At 50.4% G+C, this 17,216-nt stretch carries 15 protein-coding genes; 13 read left to right on the plus strand and 2 right to left on the minus strand.

Features of this window, described 5'->3' with window-relative positions; genetic code table 11:
- Nucleotides 1–161 precede the first annotated feature (161 nt).
- Nucleotides 162–860 carry a dethiobiotin synthase gene (gene bioD, locus ACJJI1_RS09755; RefSeq protein ID WP_413664193.1) on the plus strand — a complete coding sequence of 233 codons (699 nt, stop codon included), beginning with the start codon at nucleotides 162–164 and terminating at the stop codon, nucleotides 858–860.
- A 65-nt stretch (nucleotides 861–925) separates the two neighbouring features.
- Here bioD and ACJJI1_RS09760 read toward each other — a convergent pair whose 3' ends face one another.
- The gene (locus ACJJI1_RS09760) at nucleotides 926–1,525 is read right to left on the minus strand and encodes a 3'-5' exonuclease (RefSeq protein ID WP_413664194.1); all 600 of its coding nucleotides are present in this window, start codon (nucleotides 1,523–1,525) and stop codon (nucleotides 926–928) included.
- Between the two features lie 212 nt (nucleotides 1,526–1,737).
- Between ACJJI1_RS09760 and ACJJI1_RS09765 the strand changes: the two genes are divergently transcribed.
- From ACJJI1_RS09765 to ACJJI1_RS09795, 7 genes are all read left to right on the plus strand, one after another.
- Entirely contained in the window at nucleotides 1,738–2,769 is a 1,032-nt protein-coding gene (locus tag ACJJI1_RS09765; protein WP_413664195.1) for an amino acid--tRNA ligase-related protein, read from the plus strand.
- Nucleotides 2,766–3,656, plus strand: coding sequence for a hypothetical protein (locus ACJJI1_RS09770; RefSeq protein ID WP_413664196.1), 891 nt, complete (start codon nucleotides 2,766–2,768; stop codon nucleotides 3,654–3,656). The genes ACJJI1_RS09765 and ACJJI1_RS09770 overlap by 4 nt, the downstream gene beginning before the upstream one ends.
- A gap of 83 nt (nucleotides 3,657–3,739) precedes the next feature.
- Nucleotides 3,740–4,747 (plus strand): S66 family peptidase, encoded by a 1,008-nt coding sequence (locus ACJJI1_RS09775; protein ID WP_413664197.1) that lies wholly within the window; start codon nucleotides 3,740–3,742, stop codon nucleotides 4,745–4,747.
- Nucleotides 4,748–4,889: 142 nt separating this feature from the next.
- Nucleotides 4,890–5,204 carry an HIT family protein gene (locus ACJJI1_RS09780; RefSeq protein ID WP_444959214.1) on the plus strand — a complete coding sequence of 105 codons (315 nt, stop codon included), beginning with the start codon at nucleotides 4,890–4,892 and terminating at the stop codon, nucleotides 5,202–5,204.
- Nucleotides 5,205–5,322: 118 nt separating this feature from the next.
- Nucleotides 5,323–5,688, plus strand: a complete 366-nt coding sequence (locus tag ACJJI1_RS09785) for an HIT family protein (RefSeq protein ID WP_444934754.1) — start codon at nucleotides 5,323–5,325, stop codon at nucleotides 5,686–5,688.
- A 175-nt stretch (nucleotides 5,689–5,863) separates the two neighbouring features.
- Nucleotides 5,864–7,645 carry an acyl-CoA dehydrogenase C-terminal domain-containing protein gene (locus ACJJI1_RS09790; RefSeq protein WP_444959215.1) on the plus strand — a complete coding sequence of 594 codons (1,782 nt, stop codon included), beginning with the start codon at nucleotides 5,864–5,866 and terminating at the stop codon, nucleotides 7,643–7,645.
- Nucleotides 7,646–7,754: 109 nt separating this feature from the next.
- Nucleotides 7,755–7,946 carry a DUF3094 family protein gene (locus ACJJI1_RS09795; protein WP_444959216.1) on the plus strand — a complete coding sequence of 64 codons (192 nt, stop codon included), beginning with the start codon at nucleotides 7,755–7,757 and terminating at the stop codon, nucleotides 7,944–7,946.
- On the opposite strand, the gene ACJJI1_RS09800 is transcribed toward ACJJI1_RS09795, so the two are convergent.
- Complete coding sequence (locus tag ACJJI1_RS09800) at nucleotides 7,943–8,413, minus strand: EVE domain-containing protein (protein WP_444959217.1); 471 nt, start codon at nucleotides 8,411–8,413, stop codon at nucleotides 7,943–7,945. The two genes, ACJJI1_RS09795 and ACJJI1_RS09800, sit on opposite strands and share 4 nt — an antisense overlap.
- Nucleotides 8,414–8,534: 121 nt before the next feature.
- Between ACJJI1_RS09800 and ACJJI1_RS09805 the strand changes: the two genes are divergently transcribed.
- The 5 genes from ACJJI1_RS09805 (at nucleotide 8,535) to ACJJI1_RS09825 (ending at nucleotide 17,208) form a co-directional block, all read left to right on the plus strand.
- Nucleotides 8,535–9,623 (plus strand): sensor histidine kinase, encoded by a 1,089-nt coding sequence (locus ACJJI1_RS09805; protein ID WP_444959218.1) that lies wholly within the window; start codon nucleotides 8,535–8,537, stop codon nucleotides 9,621–9,623.
- Nucleotides 9,624–9,627: 4 nt separating this feature from the next.
- The gene (locus ACJJI1_RS09810; protein ID WP_444940147.1) at nucleotides 9,628–10,443 is read left to right on the plus strand and encodes a LytR/AlgR family response regulator transcription factor; all 816 of its coding nucleotides are present in this window, start codon (nucleotides 9,628–9,630) and stop codon (nucleotides 10,441–10,443) included.
- Between the two features lie 231 nt (nucleotides 10,444–10,674).
- Nucleotides 10,675–13,770, plus strand: coding sequence for an efflux RND transporter permease subunit (locus ACJJI1_RS09815; RefSeq protein WP_444959219.1), 3,096 nt, complete (start codon nucleotides 10,675–10,677; stop codon nucleotides 13,768–13,770).
- Nucleotides 13,767–14,885, plus strand: coding sequence for an efflux RND transporter periplasmic adaptor subunit (locus ACJJI1_RS09820; protein WP_444959220.1), 1,119 nt, complete (start codon nucleotides 13,767–13,769; stop codon nucleotides 14,883–14,885). The genes ACJJI1_RS09815 and ACJJI1_RS09820 overlap by 4 nt, the downstream gene beginning before the upstream one ends.
- A 238-nt stretch (nucleotides 14,886–15,123) precedes the next feature.
- Nucleotides 15,124–17,208 carry a TonB-dependent siderophore receptor gene (locus ACJJI1_RS09825; protein ID WP_444959221.1) on the plus strand — a complete coding sequence of 695 codons (2,085 nt, stop codon included), beginning with the start codon at nucleotides 15,124–15,126 and terminating at the stop codon, nucleotides 17,206–17,208.
- The last annotated feature ends 8 nt before the right edge of the window (nucleotides 17,209–17,216 follow it).

The raw sequence follows: 17,216 nt of genomic DNA on the forward strand, positions 1-17,216 counted from the left end.
AAAAGGGGGTTATTGTGTGAGCGCAACCCCGTGCCTTCTTATCGATGTACGGCTTGATTTGTTCGAAATTTGCGCTACCCGGTTAATTTATCACCATCTGAGTGGCGTGAAAAGTCACGTTATGAAAAAAGTTAACTTTTATTGGAGGAGGGAGTTAGGCCTTGGCAAAAACCTATTTTATCGCCGGTACTGACACCGAGGTCGGCAAGACATATGTGAGCGCCGCACTGTTATCGGCAGCGGCGGAGGCAGGCTTGCAAACGGCGGCAGTGAAGCCTGTGGCGTCTGGGTGTGAGCACACGGATGATGGCCTGCGCAATGAAGATGCCCTTTTGCTCCAGGAAGCGATGACTCTGAAGCTGCCTTACCAGCAAGTAAACCCTTTTGCCCTGGAGCCCGCTATTGCTCCGCATATAGCGGCCGCAGAGGTGGGAAAGCAGTTAAATGTTGCGCGGATGGCTGGCGTCTGCCGGGGAGTGATGTCTGCAGGGGCCGACCTGGTTTTGATTGAAGGTGCTGGTGGCTGGCGCACCCCGCTGGGCCCAAGAAGCTTTCTGTCCCAGTTGCCCCGGGAACTAAACCTACCGGTCATACTCGTGGTGGGAATGCAACTTGGCTGTATCAACCATGCATTACTCACGGTAGAGGCAATCCGCCGTGATGGGCTTCCGTTAGTGGGTTGGGTAGCCAACTTTGTACGTGGTGAGGGTATGGCTCGCGCAGAGGAGAATCTGCATACCCTTAAGGCTCTACTGCCGGCTCCTCTTCTAGGCTCCCTTCCATTCGATAGCGCCGCGAACTATCGCAATGCTGCCCAGTACCTGGATATCGATGGGTTAATTGCCCAAGCCGATCACTGATGGGGCGGTAGGGTTAGGAGAAGACGCAGAATGCTGTTCTTACAAGGTGATATTACTAGGCCTGATTATATCTGATTTAAAAAACTAGTTCGCAGGGCGATATCATTTTCCAGAAGTTGGGCGATATTTCGTGTGTCATCGATACCGGAATGCTGTCGCCCTTTAAATTTAAGCCCCGATAGTTGAATAGCCTTGGCTAGGTCGACGCGGTATCCTTTATTGTCAGCGAATATTTGCTTCACATTAATGTGAGGCAGGTATTGTAAGGGGTTTACTATTTCCTTTCCGCCTGTTTCCATGTGCAATTGCCATGCATCAAAATTTCCCCAGCTGCCCCATGCGGCTAATTCATAGTTGGAAAGCCAATCTTTGAATTTATCCAGTACCCCGGGTAACAACGAGGCCTTATCAACCTGCTCCTGAGTAATACCCGTTAATTCCGTACAAAATAGTGTCAATTCTCTGTGAATAGTGGGTTTTACGTAAAGCTGCCTTTCATCTAATTGAACAAAAGCTTTTTGTGTCAAACTTCCCACTATCGCACCCAACTCTATGGTTTCGGCTTCCTCTGGAGGGAGGGGCGGCTCGTTATCACAAGTACATTCGAGATCAACCAAAAGAATATAAGTTTGATTTTTCATCTTTAATTGAGAAACTTTTTGCAAGAATATTCATGGCAATGTTTAATTTATAGTCTATGTAGTTATTCTGATAAAACTGTCGTGATTTTCTCTAATTTTTCATTATTTCCTTATTCGGCTATTGCAGTTATTGAATTTTTAAAGGGGGAGCTAAAATACGCAGCAAAAATTTGTATCACCCGGCAGTAAAAAGTAGATGGATATATTCTTATGGGGATATCTCTCTGATTGGGGTTGTGAAATTGACTACGAATGGGCATACAAATGGCTGGCAACCACCGATTCTTGAAGATCCCAGCAGATATTTGAAACTCGCAAATAATCCTTGGTTTAACTTACTGGTAGATTTACAAGACATACTTACTCGAGAGACAGCTGTGTTTTGGTGGAACCAGGGGATTGGCACCGTTCACTTACCTGTTACGACTGGCAGTATTTCAAGTCCAGTTGGGCTGGGAAGTGACTCAATTCCTGTATGTATTCAATTAAATGGTCAGGAAACATATTTAGCCGACTCCATGCAGTTTCAGCTTGAGTTGTGTTGTCGAATGAAGCCCCGAGGCGCTTATTATCTAATGCCGTCATTTCGTGGGGAGGACTGGGACGCTACACATCTCTGCCAGTTTATGCACAGCGAGGTAGAAATTAGTGGGGACTTGGCTGAGGCTATGTCTTTGGCTGAAGGGTATATCCGCGCGCTCAGCAAAGCGATGCTTAGGGAGCAAGCTGAGTCGATTACACGAGCAGCCGGCAGTCTAAGTCACTTAGAGTCAGTGGCAAACGGAGATTTAACTTTTAATTCTGTTACTTTTGATGAGGCCGCCAAGCTTCTTCAGGACAAGCCTGAGTTTATCGATAAAACTGATTACGGGCGAAATCTTACTAGAGCGGGAGAACGAGAGCTTATCAGAACTATTGGCCCCTTTGTTTGGGTTACCAAGTGGGATCATGGGGTTGTTCCCTTTTATCAAGCCATGGATAAAAATGGCTATAGCGCATTAAATAGTGATCTCTTATTTGGGTGTGGCGAAGTGGTCGGTTGTGGCGAAAGACATGTTGACGATTTGGCTGTTCTCACAGCTATGAAGGTGCATGGGGTAAATCCAGAATCCTATAAGTGGTATACGAATATGAAGCGGGTTTATCCATTGAGAACTGCTGGGTTTGGCATGGGTGTTGAACGATTTTTAATGTGGGTGCTCCAACACGATGACATTCGGGATCTCCAGATATTGCCTCGCAGAAACGGATTTGAATTGTCACCATGAGCTCTTCCGATAGGGACCCTTCAAGTTACAATATTTCTAAGCAGGTAAGAATAAGCTCATTGGGATTACCTGAAGATAAATTGCCTCAGCACTTACGCCCCATATTTTCATTTATCAACTCATGGGCAAATGGACAAGATGCACCAGTGACTATAACTATTGGTGGAAGCATCGCATCTGGCGAAGCCGATGCTTTTAGTGATTTGGATGTCACGGCAGTCTATATGTCGACTAATCCACTCAATAGGGCCAGAGCTGAATTTGAGCAGATGTTCACACAGCATTTTAATATTTGCGTGACATTCTCTGCTGTGCATGCGGGAATTCCAAGTTTACTTGTTTTCTACACTCGAAAAGATGACTGGATTGTAAAGTTAGATATAAGCTTTTTGTATTGTGCAGATCCACCTTGCTGTATCCCAGAACCATTCATCGTCTTGCGTAAAGATATTCCTATCAGCCAAAACACCATGTCTGGTGCGAAATCAATGTCAGTGCAGGAGATTATCCCGCGCTACTGTGGCTGGCTTTGGTATACATTTGCAAAAATTAAAAGAGGTGAAAATTTGGCGGCTTGTGACTCTCTCGCCTTTACACGTAAACATGCCATTATTCCACTTATTCAACAGGCTACAGGTGTTAAATTACAAGGGGATCGGCGATTAGAGCAGCGATTGCCGACCGACTGGGTAGAACAACTTCATAACACTCACCCTCGTACTTTGAAGTCTGAGGATCTTTATTTGAGTCAAGCTAGCCTTCATCAAATTTTCCTGCGAGCGGTTAATGAAATAGGAAAGTCTGATTTGTTACTAGAGGGGCAAAAATATAATCAGCTTATTGATGTGTTACGACGGCAGGGGCTAACCATTGACTGGCCTGAATAATGATGCAGTGTCGGTAAACTTTGGACGCTCTGGGCATAAGCCCAGAGAAACAATGTTTGAAATGAAAAGTTCACGCTATCAACATGAATAACAGGTTTTATCCTAAGCTAATACCGGGAAAGGCGATAGCAATATATTCACCCTCTTCAAATGTAGCAAGTAAATATCCTGACCGATTAATTCGGAGCGTTAAAGCCTTGGAGCGAACCTTGAATACAAAGGTTGTACTGCCGGAGCAGGTGTGCTTTTCAAGAGGGTTTACGGCAGGGACTGCATTGGAGCGGGCTCAGGCGCTTGAGAGTTTATTACTCGATCACTCGATTGCGGGAATCATGTGCTCAATTGGAGGATTTAACTCAGCTGAAATATTAGAACACTTGAATCGAGATATTGTTTGCCGACACCCCAAAGTGTTAATTGGCAACAGCGATGCGACAGCCTTGATTTTAGGTATTTATAGTTTGAGTGGATGGACTACTTATTTTGGCCCCACACTGTTACCTCAGTTTGGCGAATACCCACAGCCTTTTGCTTTTACGGACGAGAACCTTTTTTCTGCCATCGGTAATAATGAGACCTTGACAGAGCTAAGAGATCCTGCTGCATGGACTCGTGAATTTACGGACTGGGGTGAAAGTCCGCAACGTCGTCGTTTGATGGAAAAAGACAGTCACCGAATAGTTTATCGAGAAGGGCTGGGTGAGGGGATATTGTTTGGAGGGAATATAGAGACGCTAAATATGCTTGTGGGTACGCCATATCTTAATATCCCCTCAGATATTATTTTTTTCTGGGAGGCCCATGCTGAAGAAGCGCGACTAGAGAGGGTTCGTCGTGCCCTTACCCATTTGCGTCAATCAGGGATACTCTCTCACGTTAGAGGTATGCTTATTGGACGCTCGCCATATTGCACTGATATAGCCGGCGTCACGCTAAAAGATACGGTTCTTGAGGCTTGTGCGGATTTCGACTTTCCAATAGTGGCGAATCTAAGCTTTGGGCACACAGATCCCATGTTGACTTTGCCAATCGGTGTTTTGGCTAATGTTTGTGTAATGAAAGGTAGTGAGGCCCGTATCACAATTGTCTAACTTACTTTTATCAAAACAGGGATGCCCATGCGGTTATTGCTTGAGTACCCCGGGGGAGAGGTCGCAATTTATTGTCTGCCAAAATGATGTTGCGACCGCACTAATACCGATACGGCCGAGAATTAGGGGGAATGTGGTGGTGGTGCCTCACGTCTATCATACGGATTTTTCCACATTCAATCAGAGTGAGTTCCGCGATCTATTTAAGTGTGTCAGGGAGTCTACTTTTGCAGTAGAAAACCTCTATGATCCGGATGGCACCAATGTCTGGTGTGATTGGGGGGAAATTACGGGGCGATCCTATCTTCACTTAGTTTGGGAGATTGTCCCCAGGAGTGACAGGAAAGCGGGTAGAAAATATCGCTATACGGATATTTTTTCGTGTCCGCAATGGAGTTCGCCGGAGAGGGCGAAGGAAGCTGCACGTCTACGCGGTGCTCTCAATTGCTCGAAATAGCCCCTATTATAAAACGATCATAACTTGTATTGAGTTTGCTGTGCCTTATACGTTTCGAGTTCGAAGGCCGTGCCCGCTATGTACACTGATTCATTCGAATGTTCCGCTGGTAAAGGAGATGAAGCACGCTTGCCTGGCGGTAAATCCGAGGCAGCGCAGTAAAGGCGCATTGTTAGTAATCCCTTCTTTGCACACGAATCATTTTACCGCTTGTGACTCGGTAGTTTTATCAGATGTCAGCAATTTGATCCTAACGGGTGTTGATATTCTGCGAGAGGCATTTCAGCCAGATGGTATTCATACATTCTGCAATTCCGGAGTGTCCGCAGGCCAGTCTGAAGATCACATGCATGTGCAAATCATCCCGCGATATGCAGATGAGCCCTATTCATTTGTACCCAGTGATGAGATTCCACTATTAGCTGAGGATAAGTTAGCCGAACTCGTCAGCGTTCTACTGCGAAGGAGCGCCAATGTAGACTAGCAGCAGTTTTTTCAGCCGGCTCTAGTGAGCGGTACAGCACCCATTCAACAGATTGTTCCCACTCTTTAGAACTGAGTGCTTGTCAGGTTCCTCAAAGCCCGAGACTGTTGACATTAGGGCGCTTCGGCCCTAGATTCAAACGAGCGTTTGAAACACTTGAATGAGGACCGGGAGCATGGCCGACTATAAGGCGCCACTAAGGGAGATGAACTTCCTACTTCACGAGGTATTTGCTGCGGAAAAACTCTGGGCGGAATTGCCCGGGTTGGCTGGAGCGGTAGATCGTGAGACCGCAGATGCGATTCTCGAAGAGATGGCCAAGCTGGCTGCCAACACCCTGGATCCGATCAATCGCACTGGCGACGAAGAGGGTTGCCAGTGGAATGACGGTGTGGTGACCACGCCGAAAGGCTTTAAAGAAGCCTATGCCACCTTCTGTGAAGGTGGTTGGGGTGGACTGCTGGGCAACCCGGAATACGGCGGCATGGGTATGCCGAAAATGCTGGGCGCTCAGGTTGAGGAGATGATCAATGCTTCAAATATCTCTTTTGCACTCTACCCGGTTCTGACTAACGGCGCCTGCCTGGCAATTGATGCCCACGCCAGTGGTGCGCTGAAAGAAAAATACCTGCCCAAGATGTATGAGGGAACCTGGGCTGGTGCCATGGGCCTTACCGAGCCTCACGCCGGTACAGACCTGGGTATTATCCGCACCAAGGCCGAGCCCCGTGGCGATGGCAGCTTTAGCATCAGCGGCAGCAAGATCTTTATCACCGGCGGTGACCAGGATCTGTCCGAAAATATTATCCACCTGGTATTAGCAAAATTGCCGGACGCACCCAAGGGGCCGAGAGGCATTTCGCTGTTCTTGGTGCCCAAATACAAGGTGAACGAAGACAACAGCATCGGCGAACACAACGATGTGAACTGTGGCTCAATCGAGCACAAAATGGGTATCAAGGCCTCCGCTACCTGTGCGATGAACTTCGACGGCGCGCAGGGCTGGCTGGTCGGCGAGGAGAACAAAGGACTCGCGGCCATGTTTACCATGATGAACTACGAGCGTCTGGGTGTCGGTATCCAGGGCCTCGGCGCCTCAGATCGCTCCTATCAAAATGCTGTTGAATACGCTCGCGACCGTATCCAAAGCCGTTCTCCAGCGGGCGCCAAGCAGCCGGAGAAAGCCGCAGACCCCATCATTGTGCACCCGGATGTGCGCCGTATGCTGCTCACCCAAAAAGCCTTGGTGAACGGCGGCCGCGCTCTGTCCACTTACGTGGCCAAGTGGTTGGATATTTCCAAGTTCGGCGAGGGTGAAGAGAAAAAGAACGCGGAGAATATGGTTGCCTTGCTGACCCCGGTAGCCAAAGCCTTTACTACCGATATGGGATTGGATTGCACCATCCTCGGTCAGCAGGTCTTCGGTGGCCACGGTTATATCCGCGAATGGGGCCAGGAACAGTTGGTGCGCGATGTGCGTATTACCCAGATCTATGAAGGAACCAATGGTATCCAGGCTCTGGATCTGGTGGGCCGCAAGACTGTAGCCACTGGCGGTGCTCTGTTCGAATTGTTTGCTGCAGATGTACAGGGCTTTATCGATGCCCAGATTGATCGCGAGGAAATGGCGGAGTTTATCCAGCCGCTCATCGCTGAGATGCAACGCCTGCGTGAAGCAACAGAGAATATGGTTGCCGCCACTCAGCAAGACCCCCACGCACCGGGTGCTGCCTCTGTAGAGTACCTGCACCTGTTCGGCTACGTCGCTTACGCCTTTATGTGGGCGAAAATTGTGTCTGCGGCGCTGCCGAAAGCGGAAGCGGATAGCTTCTACAACGGCCAGATAAAGACAGCGCGCTTCTACTTTGCTCGCCTGTTGCCACGCACCCAGGCATTGGCCGGCAGTGTCAATGCAGGTAGCGCTAGCTTGATGGACTTGGAGGAAGAGCTGTTCTAACCGCTCCCTGCGAAAGTGTTAAAAAGCCCCGCTATGCGGGGCTTTTTTGTGGAGCTGTAGAAAGCTTTCTCCTAAACTCAGGGCACAAAAATAACGAGCGAAAGTGCCCATGTTAGATCCCTCCGATAAGAAACTCTCCGACGAAGACCAAGCAAAGGTCGATAAATACCTGCAGTCCGGCATCAACAGTGTCGAGCGCAAGCCTTTCCGTCCCTGGGTATTGTTACTCGGCTTGTTAGCGTTATTGACGCTGCTATCGTTGCTGAGCCTGTACATCGCCCAGACAAAAGGTATCGTCTAGCGCGGCGTGGAGCTTCCCAAGTGCTGGAGTAGCTGCCATTCGTCACCGGTAACTGGCTGGATAGACAGGCGCCCCTGTTTTACCAGCACCATCTCTGCTAACTGGGGGATGTCCTTGATTTCTGCGAGGGGCACCGGCCGCTGGAACTCACTTCGCCAGCGAATATCGACGCAGTACCAGCGCGGTTTATCCTCGCTGGCCTTGGGGTCAAAGTACTTGCTTTCCGGGTCGAACTGGGCCGGATCGGGGTAGGCAGAGCGAACCACTTCAGCGGTGCCCACAACTGCCGGCACCTTACAGGCACTGTGATAAAACAGCACGCCATCTCCTTCCTTCACCTTATCGCGCAAAAAATTGCGTGCCTGGTAATTGCGGATACCATCCCAGCGACCGCAACCGCTGGATTCGGCAGCGAGGTCCTGAAGGCTGTATTCATCGGGCTCAGATTTAAATAACCAGTACGTCATGCGGCAGTTTGTCTCTTTGCTGCGCCGGGTGGTGTTTCGCCGGCTTTCGGCGCCATTTAGTATGAAGCTGCCGATTAGTGTCAAATCGGCGCATAGATTTTTACCCAATAAGTGGGAGATTATGGGAAGCAAAACACTTCAGTGGCTTTCACAGAAGCTGGCCAGTCGTCGTTCACAATACTGGGCCCTGCAGCTCTCTGGTTGGGGGGGCTATACGCTGTTGACCTTTGTAGGTAGTTTTTTTTGGGTGAATGACCACTGGATTCACTCTGGCTACATCATAGTTGCCACTACAGCGGGGGTTGTTCTCAGCGAGAGCATGCGCTTGGGTTTTCACCGCCTGTGGAGTAAGCCTCCAGCGCTGCGATTAATAGGTTCTTTATTGCTGGTAGTGATGGCGGCGGTGATTTGGGCGGCAATAAAATTTAGCGGCTCTCTGTGGCTGTATGGTCACGATGGTGATGAGCACCCGGCACTTCTGGCCATCTATTGGTTCACCTATTCATTTCTGATTCTGATGACCTGGGCGGCGCTCTATTACGGCATCAAGTATTACCGCTCCTCTCAGGCGCAGCAGGAGAAGGCGTTGCGGGCGGAATCAATGGCGCATCAGGCTCAATTAAAAATGCTGCGTTACCAGTTGAATCCTCACTTCCTGTTTAACACACTCAACGCAATCTCCACCTTGATCCTCGATAATGACGGGCGCACGGCCAACAATATGGTGACACGCCTGTCTCAATTCCTGCGCCATTCCCTGGATAATGACCCCATGCAGAAGGTCACTCTGGCGAAGGAAGTTGAGGCGCTGATGTTGTACCTGGACATTGAAAAGGTGCGCTTCGCCGATCGCTTGGGGGTGAATCTGGATTTACAGGGGGAGTCCCCCCAGGCCCTGGTGCCGAGCCTGTTGTTGCAACCGTTGGTTGAAAACGCGATCAAATACGGGATTGCACAGCTGGAGTGGGGCGGTGAGATTGGCATCAAGTCGCGGGTTTTCGCCGGCGAACTGTTACTGGAGGTCAGTGATAACGGCCCCGGTATGTCGGAAGAGGAGCTGCGCCTGATTGGCAAAGGCTACGGAGTGGGTATTCGCAATACCTGTGAGCGCCTTAAGGCCCTTTATGGCGATGACCAGAGAGTGCGTTTCCGCAACCGTCCGGAAGGGGGCTTGTCGGTAAATATTCGTATTCCCTTTGAACAGGAATAAAGAAATGAGTGGAGTAGAGATCCTGAGGGCGATCGTTGTCGATGATGAACCCCTGGCTCGTCGCGGCTTGCGACTGCGCCTGGAGCGGATGGCTGATATCGAGGTGGTTGCAGAGAGCGGCAATGGTCGCGATGCATTGGAGAAAATACTGGAGCTGAGGCCCGATGTAGCATTTGTGGATATCCAGATGCCCGGCGTAAACGGTTTGCAACTGGTCCAGTTGATTCCGTTGGACTCTCTGCCTCATGTGGTATTTGTCACGGCCTACGACCAGTATGCGGTAGAGGCTTTTGAAATCAATGCGGTGGACTACGTATTAAAACCCATCGAAGAAGAGCGCTTGGAGTTGGCTCTTACCCGAGTCAGGGAACAGAGAGCCAACGCTGATATCGCTAACCAACGAGAGCAATTACTCGAAGCTGTTGCCGATTTGACCAAGGAATCCCCTGAGGTGTTGGAGCAGAAGCTGGTTAGCGGGCAATTTGCCGGTAGTGCCTATCCGGACAAAATTGCAGTGAAAGATGCGGGCAAAATAACTTTGGTGCCCTCCAGTGAAATCGACTGGATCGATGCTGCCGGTGATTATATGTGTGTGCACGCTCGGGGTGAGACCCATGTGATGCGTATCACCATGAAAGAACTGGAGCAGCAGTTGGACCCGAAACTTTTCCAGCGCATACATCGGTCAACAATCGTCAATTTAAGTCGGGTAAGGGAAATACGTGCCCATATTAATGGCGAATACCATCTGGTATTAGATAGCGGCGAGTGTTTAAAAATGAGCCGCAGCTATAAAAATAAAGTCCAGCACTTCCTCTGATCCATAAATTTTTTATGGCTCTCAGGTGAGGCAGCAAAGCAGGTGGGTTTTCCACTGTAACGCTGCCTCTTAAGGCATGGATTTCATTTTGTGAATTTTTATTTTCTTTCCGGTGAATAAACGGGCTCTTCATGGCCTGATCGAATTTTCCTGGCAACTAGTCGCAACTGCCTTGTAAGGAATTCATATTCCGCTAGCCTTCAGTCCCAATAAAAAACTGGGGCTGAAGTAATGGCATTAACACGCGCCGCTTTAAAAAATCCCGCTGCTGCGGGGGTCGCAGTGGTTATGGCTGTTCTGCTTGGAGCTTTCCTCGCCAGCCAGCTGCCGGTTCAACTTTTCCCCGATATCGACAATCCTCGTATCGCTATCCAGGCGGGCTGGAGAGCGGCCGCACCGAAAGAGGTGGAGGCGGAAATTGTCGAGCCGATCGAATCCGTATTACAGGGCCTCACCGGTCTGGAAATGATGCAAGTCAACGCCGGTCGCGGTGGCGCCTGGGCAAATCTGGAATTTGCCATGGGCACCGATATGAACAAGGTGCTGATTGATGTTATCAGTCGTATGAGCAGCCTGCCGCCATTGCCCCGGGATGCGGAGCCACCGCGAGTAATGCTGGGTGGCTGGGGTGGCGATGCCACAGCACTGACCTATTTCTTTCTGCAAAAATTACCTGATAACCAGAATAACCTGGATGACTACGCTGGCCTGATCGAAGATGTACTGCGCCCGGAGTTGGAGTCGGTGCCCGGGGTTGCCAGTGTCCAGGCCCAGTCTGGGAGTGCGGCACAGGAAGAGTTACAGATTATTTTTGATCCCTGGAAAGCAGCTGAACTGGGAGTAGAGCTGCCTACAGTGAGTCGGCAGCTGGCGTCGGCCAGGGATGTCTCCGGCGGATTTACCGACGTGGGGCGTCGTCGCTATACCCTGCGCTTTGTCGGCGAGTATGAACCGAAAGACTTATCCGAATTAGTGTTGGAATGGCGCATTGGGCAGCCGGTGCGCCTGGGCGATATTGCTGAGGTCAAGGTGGGGCCTTCTGAATCCCGCGGTGTCACCACGCAGAATGGCAACCCGGCAGTTTCTCTCCGTATTAACCGTACCAACAATGCCAATATGCTGGCTACTTTGGAGCGGGTTAAGCAAAAAGTCGCTGAGCTGAATGAAACTAAATTGAAAGCTGAGCAGCTTGTGCTGGTGCAATCATTTGATGCATCGGTATTTGTTTATCGGGCTTTAAACTTGCTCGGCGGTAATATGATTTTGGGTATCGTATTAGCTGTCGGAGTGCTCTGGTGGTTTATGCGACGCATGCGTGCGACCTTGATCGTTGCCGCAGCGATTCCAATTTCATTACTTTCGACCTTTGTGGTGCTGTCGGCCGCAGGCCGCAGCGTGAATGTAATTTCTCTGGCGGGACTGGCCTTTGCTACCGGTATGGTGCTCGATGCTGCGATAGTAGTGTTGGAAAATATTGTGCGCCTGAGAGAAAAAGGTCGGGGGGCAGAGGAGGCTGCGGAGCAGGGTGCAGGCCAGGTATGGGGTGCACTGTTGGCCAGTACTGCGACAACCGTTGCGATATTCCTTCCTGTATTTTTTCTTAACAGTGTCGAAGGGCAGGTCTTCGGTGACCTGGCCCTGACTATTGCTGTGGCTGTGGTGTTTTCCCTGTTGGTTGCGGTGGCTGTGGTTCCCCTGGCTGCGCGTCTGTGGCTACCCTCTATCTCTACTGAAGACCGTCTCTCCCGAGTGTGGGAAAAAATAACTGCGCGGGTAATGGCTTTGACGAGTACCAGGACCCGCCGTTGGCAGGTGATCGGGGGGCTTTTATTAATGCCCATGGTTGCGACTTATTTATTCTTACCAAACCTGGATTATTTACCGCCGGTAAAAAGAGATGCAGTTGATGTGTGGATGAACTTCCCCGCATCCACTAATACCAAAACTTTAGAAACAGAAATCGTCAACGAGTTGGATAAGCGCATGGCACCCTACATGAGTGGTGAGCGCGAACCAGCCCTGAAGAACTACTATGTGATCACCTGGCCCAATGGCGGCACTATGGGAGTGCGGGTTAAGGATATGGATCAAGCCAAGGAGATGGAGAGAATCCTGCGGGAAGAAATCCTGGTGGATATTCCTGATTTCCAGGGATTCGCTGCGCGGGGTAATCTGTTTGGCCAATTCGGTGGTGACCGCAACATTGCTTTACATCTGCAATCCCGTGATGCCGAAGCATTGATGCGTGCGGCTGCCCTTGGGGTTGAGGTTGTTGAAGAGGTGATGCCGGGAACGCCGGTGCAGACCAACCCAGGCTTATCTTTATCAGAACCTGAATTGACAGTGCGCCCCAATGATCGCGCAATGCTGGAGCAGGGTTGGAATCGCCAGGATATGGGCGGACTGGTTCGAACGCTGGGCAATGGTCTCTATGTCGGCGAGTATTTTGACGGTGAAAAGCGCCTGGATATTATTTTTAAAGCGCAGCCCTGGAGTACTCCCGAACAACTGCAAAATACGCCGTTGGTAACGCCCCGTGGAGAAGTAGTGCCGCTCAGTCAGTTGGCCAGTGTGGAGCGGACTGTGGGGCCGGGCAGTTTGCGCCGGGTTGATGGTCGGCGCACTATTACACTGAATATAGTACCGCCGGAAGATGTGTCCCTAGAAGAGGTGCGCGCACAGCTGGAAACGGATGTATTGCCGAAGATTCGCGAAGCTCTGCCCGCTGACGGGAGTATTTTGGTGGGAGGAAATGCCAGTGACCTGGATAAGGCGTTGGCTTCGCTTTCCAAGAATTTCCTGTTAGCGCTGCTAATTTTATTCCTGCTGATGAGTGCACTGTTCCGCTCCTTGCGGGATGCCTCTCTGGTACTGCTCACCGTGCCCCTGGCGACAGTGGGCGGCGTGTTGGCGCTACAAATTTTAAACTTGATCGATTTCCAACCACTGGATCTGCTCACCATGATTGGCTTTGTGATATTGCTAGGCCTGGTGGTGAATAATGCTATTTTGCTGGTACACCAGACGCGAGCGGCAGAAATGGCGGGTAGCACTCGGGTGGACGCGGTAGAGCAGGCTTTACGCCTGCGTTTGCGCCCTATTTTTATGAGTACCCTGACCAGCGTGTTTGGCATGTTGCCACTGTTGGTTGCTCCCGGTGAGGGCAGTGTTATTTACCGCGGCCTGGCCGCAGTGATTGTGGGCGGCATGGCAGTGAGCACGCTCTTTACCCTGGTTTTATTGCCGGCATTACTGCAAACCGGCAGCCTGCCGCTACCCAAATTTACGGCTATGCGCGAAAGGTTTGCCCTGAGGAGTTCACAATGAAGAAATTGCTCGCAGGTATCGTTTTATCTCTGGGCGCTAATAGCGTTTGGGCGCAGGGCGATCCAATTGCGGTATTGGTGGATCGGGCCCAAGTTCGGGAAATTGCTCCGAGCCAGTGGTCTGCAGGTGAGGTGGTGAGCCGACGAGATATCCTGGTTTCTTCTGAACTGGATGGTGTGTTGGAATTTGTCGCTGAACCCGGCAGCTTTATTAAAAAGGGTGAGCGCCTGGCCGAGCTGGATAGTACTCATTGGCGATTACAGCTGCGCAACAGTGACAGCCGCATTGCACAATTGCGCGCACGGTTGACCTATATGGATGCTCAGTTAAATCGACTGAGTAAGTTGGCGGAAACCAATAGTACCTCCCGAGCCGCATTGGAAGAGCAGCAGGCTGAGCGCGAGGCAATGGCTCAGGACCTGATTGCGGCTCAAATTGAGCGCGACCGACGGGCCTATGAATTATCTAAAACAGCCATTGATGCACCCTTTGATACTTTAGTGGTGAGCCGCGAATTACAGGCGGGAGAATATGTGCGCACCGGTTCGGAATTACTGCGAGCCCTGGATATGTCACAGATGGAAGTGGAGGCGGATATTCCCCTGACGGCTCTGCCGCTGATTCGCATTGGTGACACAGTGGCGCTGCGCAGTGATTCTGTCTCTCGGCCGGGAGAGGCTCGGGTGGATGATCAATTATTTAGCGGCCGGGTACGTCAATTTGTGCCTGTGGCCAGCGATCGCTCCCGGCGAGTTAAGCTGATGGTAACTTTGCCACAGAGTGCGCCGGAGCAGTGGGACTGGATTGTCGGTATGCCGGTACAGGTCTCTGTGCCCATTGCGCAGGCGCAGGCCACCATGTCTGTGCCAAGGGATGCCTTGGTTTTAAGAAATGGCGATACCTTCGTATATCGAGTGGGCGAGGAGGATAAGGCTGAGCGATTATCTGTGCGTATCGGCAGTGGCGATGGTGAATGGGTGTCGGTAAGCGGTGATCTCACCAAGGGCGATCGTGTGATAGTGCGTGGTGCTGAGCGCTTGCAGCCTGGACAGGAAGTTAAAGTGCTGTCGGAAGTGGTGCGAGATAAAGAGCCATTACAGGCGGGCAGTGGCTAATTCCTGATTTTCCCTGAAGGCCTTCTGATCAAATACAGGGTGACTCGCTGCTTGTGATCGCCCTGGCCCTCCTAATCTTCCGCCAAGCAATGATGTCCTCTCCCCATCTAAACTATTTGTGGGTACACCAATTAAATAATAATCATTCGCATTGACTGGCAAGTATTTCTTCAAATATCATCCGCTCCGATTATGGTGCCCCTGCACCGTTCGCTGATTTGGAATGAGGTTTTAGCCGATGAAAAGTAACGGCTTAATGAAGAAAAAAGCGCTGTCAGCCTGGATTGCTGCCGCCGTGCTCGCCCCGCTGGGAAGTTCTGCTTGGTCTGCTGAAACCATGGAAGAAGTCAGTGTCTACGGAGAGCAGGAGGAGACCAGTACCGCCTCTCGCCTAAGTCTATCTGTTTACGATACTCCGCAAACGGTAACAACTATATCCCAAGCTCAAATCCAGGACTTTGCCCTACAGGATATTAATGAGCTGCTGAAATATACTCCTGGGGTAACCGTAGAGAACGTAGAGACGGATCGTACTTATTACACTGCTCGCGGCTTTGATATTGTGAACTTCCAATACGATGGTATCGGTGTTCCCTTTTCCTCTGGTTTATCCCATGGGCATCAAGATACAGCGATATTTGATCAGGTTGAAGTGGTGAAGGGCGCAGCAGCTCTGACCACAGGTCTGGCTAACCCCTCAGCGACGGTTAACTTTATCCGCAAGCGCCCAACAGAAGAGTTCAAGGCGGGTGTAGACCTGGTTGCCGGTGAAGAGGGACGTTTGCGCACCCAGGGAGATATCTCAGGTTCTATCAGCGATAACGTCCGAGGACGGTTGGTGGTTGCAGAGGATCAGGCCGATTCTTATCTTGACCGCTACGAAACTGACGGCAGTGTCTACTACGGTATTGTGGAAGCAGATTTGACTGATTCCACCACCCTGACCTTAGGCCACAGCCAAAATCGCAGTGAAGCCGATGGCAGTATGTCCGGTGCCCTGCCACTTTTCTATACCAATGGCAGCGCTACCGATTACGATGTTTCCACAAGTACGGCACCAGACTGGGCTTTCCGCAATGTAGACAGAACCCAGACTTTTGTTGAACTGAAGCAGGATCTTTCCGCAAACTGGTCCGTCACTGCATTACTGACCCAGAATGAAATCGATATGGATGTCGAGGAGATGTATGTCTACGGTACTCCAGACAGAGAGACCGAACTGGGTTTATATGGATATGCATTTGGCTACAAGTTGGATGAAAAGCAGAAGATTGCGGATGTATTCCTGTCAGGAACCTACAATTTGTTCGGCCGCGATCACGAATTGGTGGTGGGTGCCAACTATGCAGATATCGAACTAACCGGCCAGTCTTTCTACAGCTACTCCGACGGTTATCCGGTTCTTGGCAGTGACTGGGCTAATGGCACAACGGCGCGGCCTGACTTTGTTGATTTTGATCCTTATGAAGATGGCCACGAAGACGATCAAGAACACAAGTCCCTGTACTTTGCCACTCGTTTGAATATTACCGACAGCCTGTCTTTATTGGCCGGCGCACGCAAAATGGAAGTGGAACAATCCGGCTACAATTATGGTGTTGATGCTGACACTTCGGCGGATGAAACTGTTCCCTATGTAGGGGCCACTTTTGATTTGAACGATAGTTTCTCATTCTACGGTAGCTATACTGAAGTCTTTACCCCGCAGTCTTGGGTTAACCCTGAATTTAAACCACTGGGGGCCGCAGAGGGAGACAGTTCCGAGGTGGGGTTTAAGTACTCCCTTGCGGGTGGACAAGCAACGGCTAGTGTTGGGCTATTTGAATCCAACCTGAATAATCTCGGTGAATACCTAGATAAGGTTGATGGAAAGAATGTTTACGAGAGTGGTGATTTCACTACAAAGGGCGTTGAGCTGGAGCTAATCGGTTCAATTACCGAGAATTTCAATATCAGCTTTGGCTTTACCCACTTAAGTGAAGTAGTCAATAAAGACGGTGAGGAAGATCGCACTTATATTCCGCGCAACACCCTGAAGGTGGCCGTGGCTTACGATTTACCTCAAGTTCAAGGCTTGAAGTTCGGCGGCGGTATCAATTGGCAGGATGATATTTACACTGAGCCTGCCGAGGGTGTTCGTGTAGAGCAGGATAGCTATGCGTTGCTCAGCGCCTTTGCCAAGTACGATATTTCTGATGCTTTAACGGTTGGCCTCAATATTGATAACCTGACCAACGAGAAATATATCAACAGCCTCTATTGGACCCAGGGCTATTACGGCGCTCCGCGTCAGGCACAGTTGAGTGTGAGCTGGCGCTACTAAGGCGCCTA

The sequence above is a fragment of the Microbulbifer maximicatervae (SeqCode) genome (assembly GCF_052467065.1).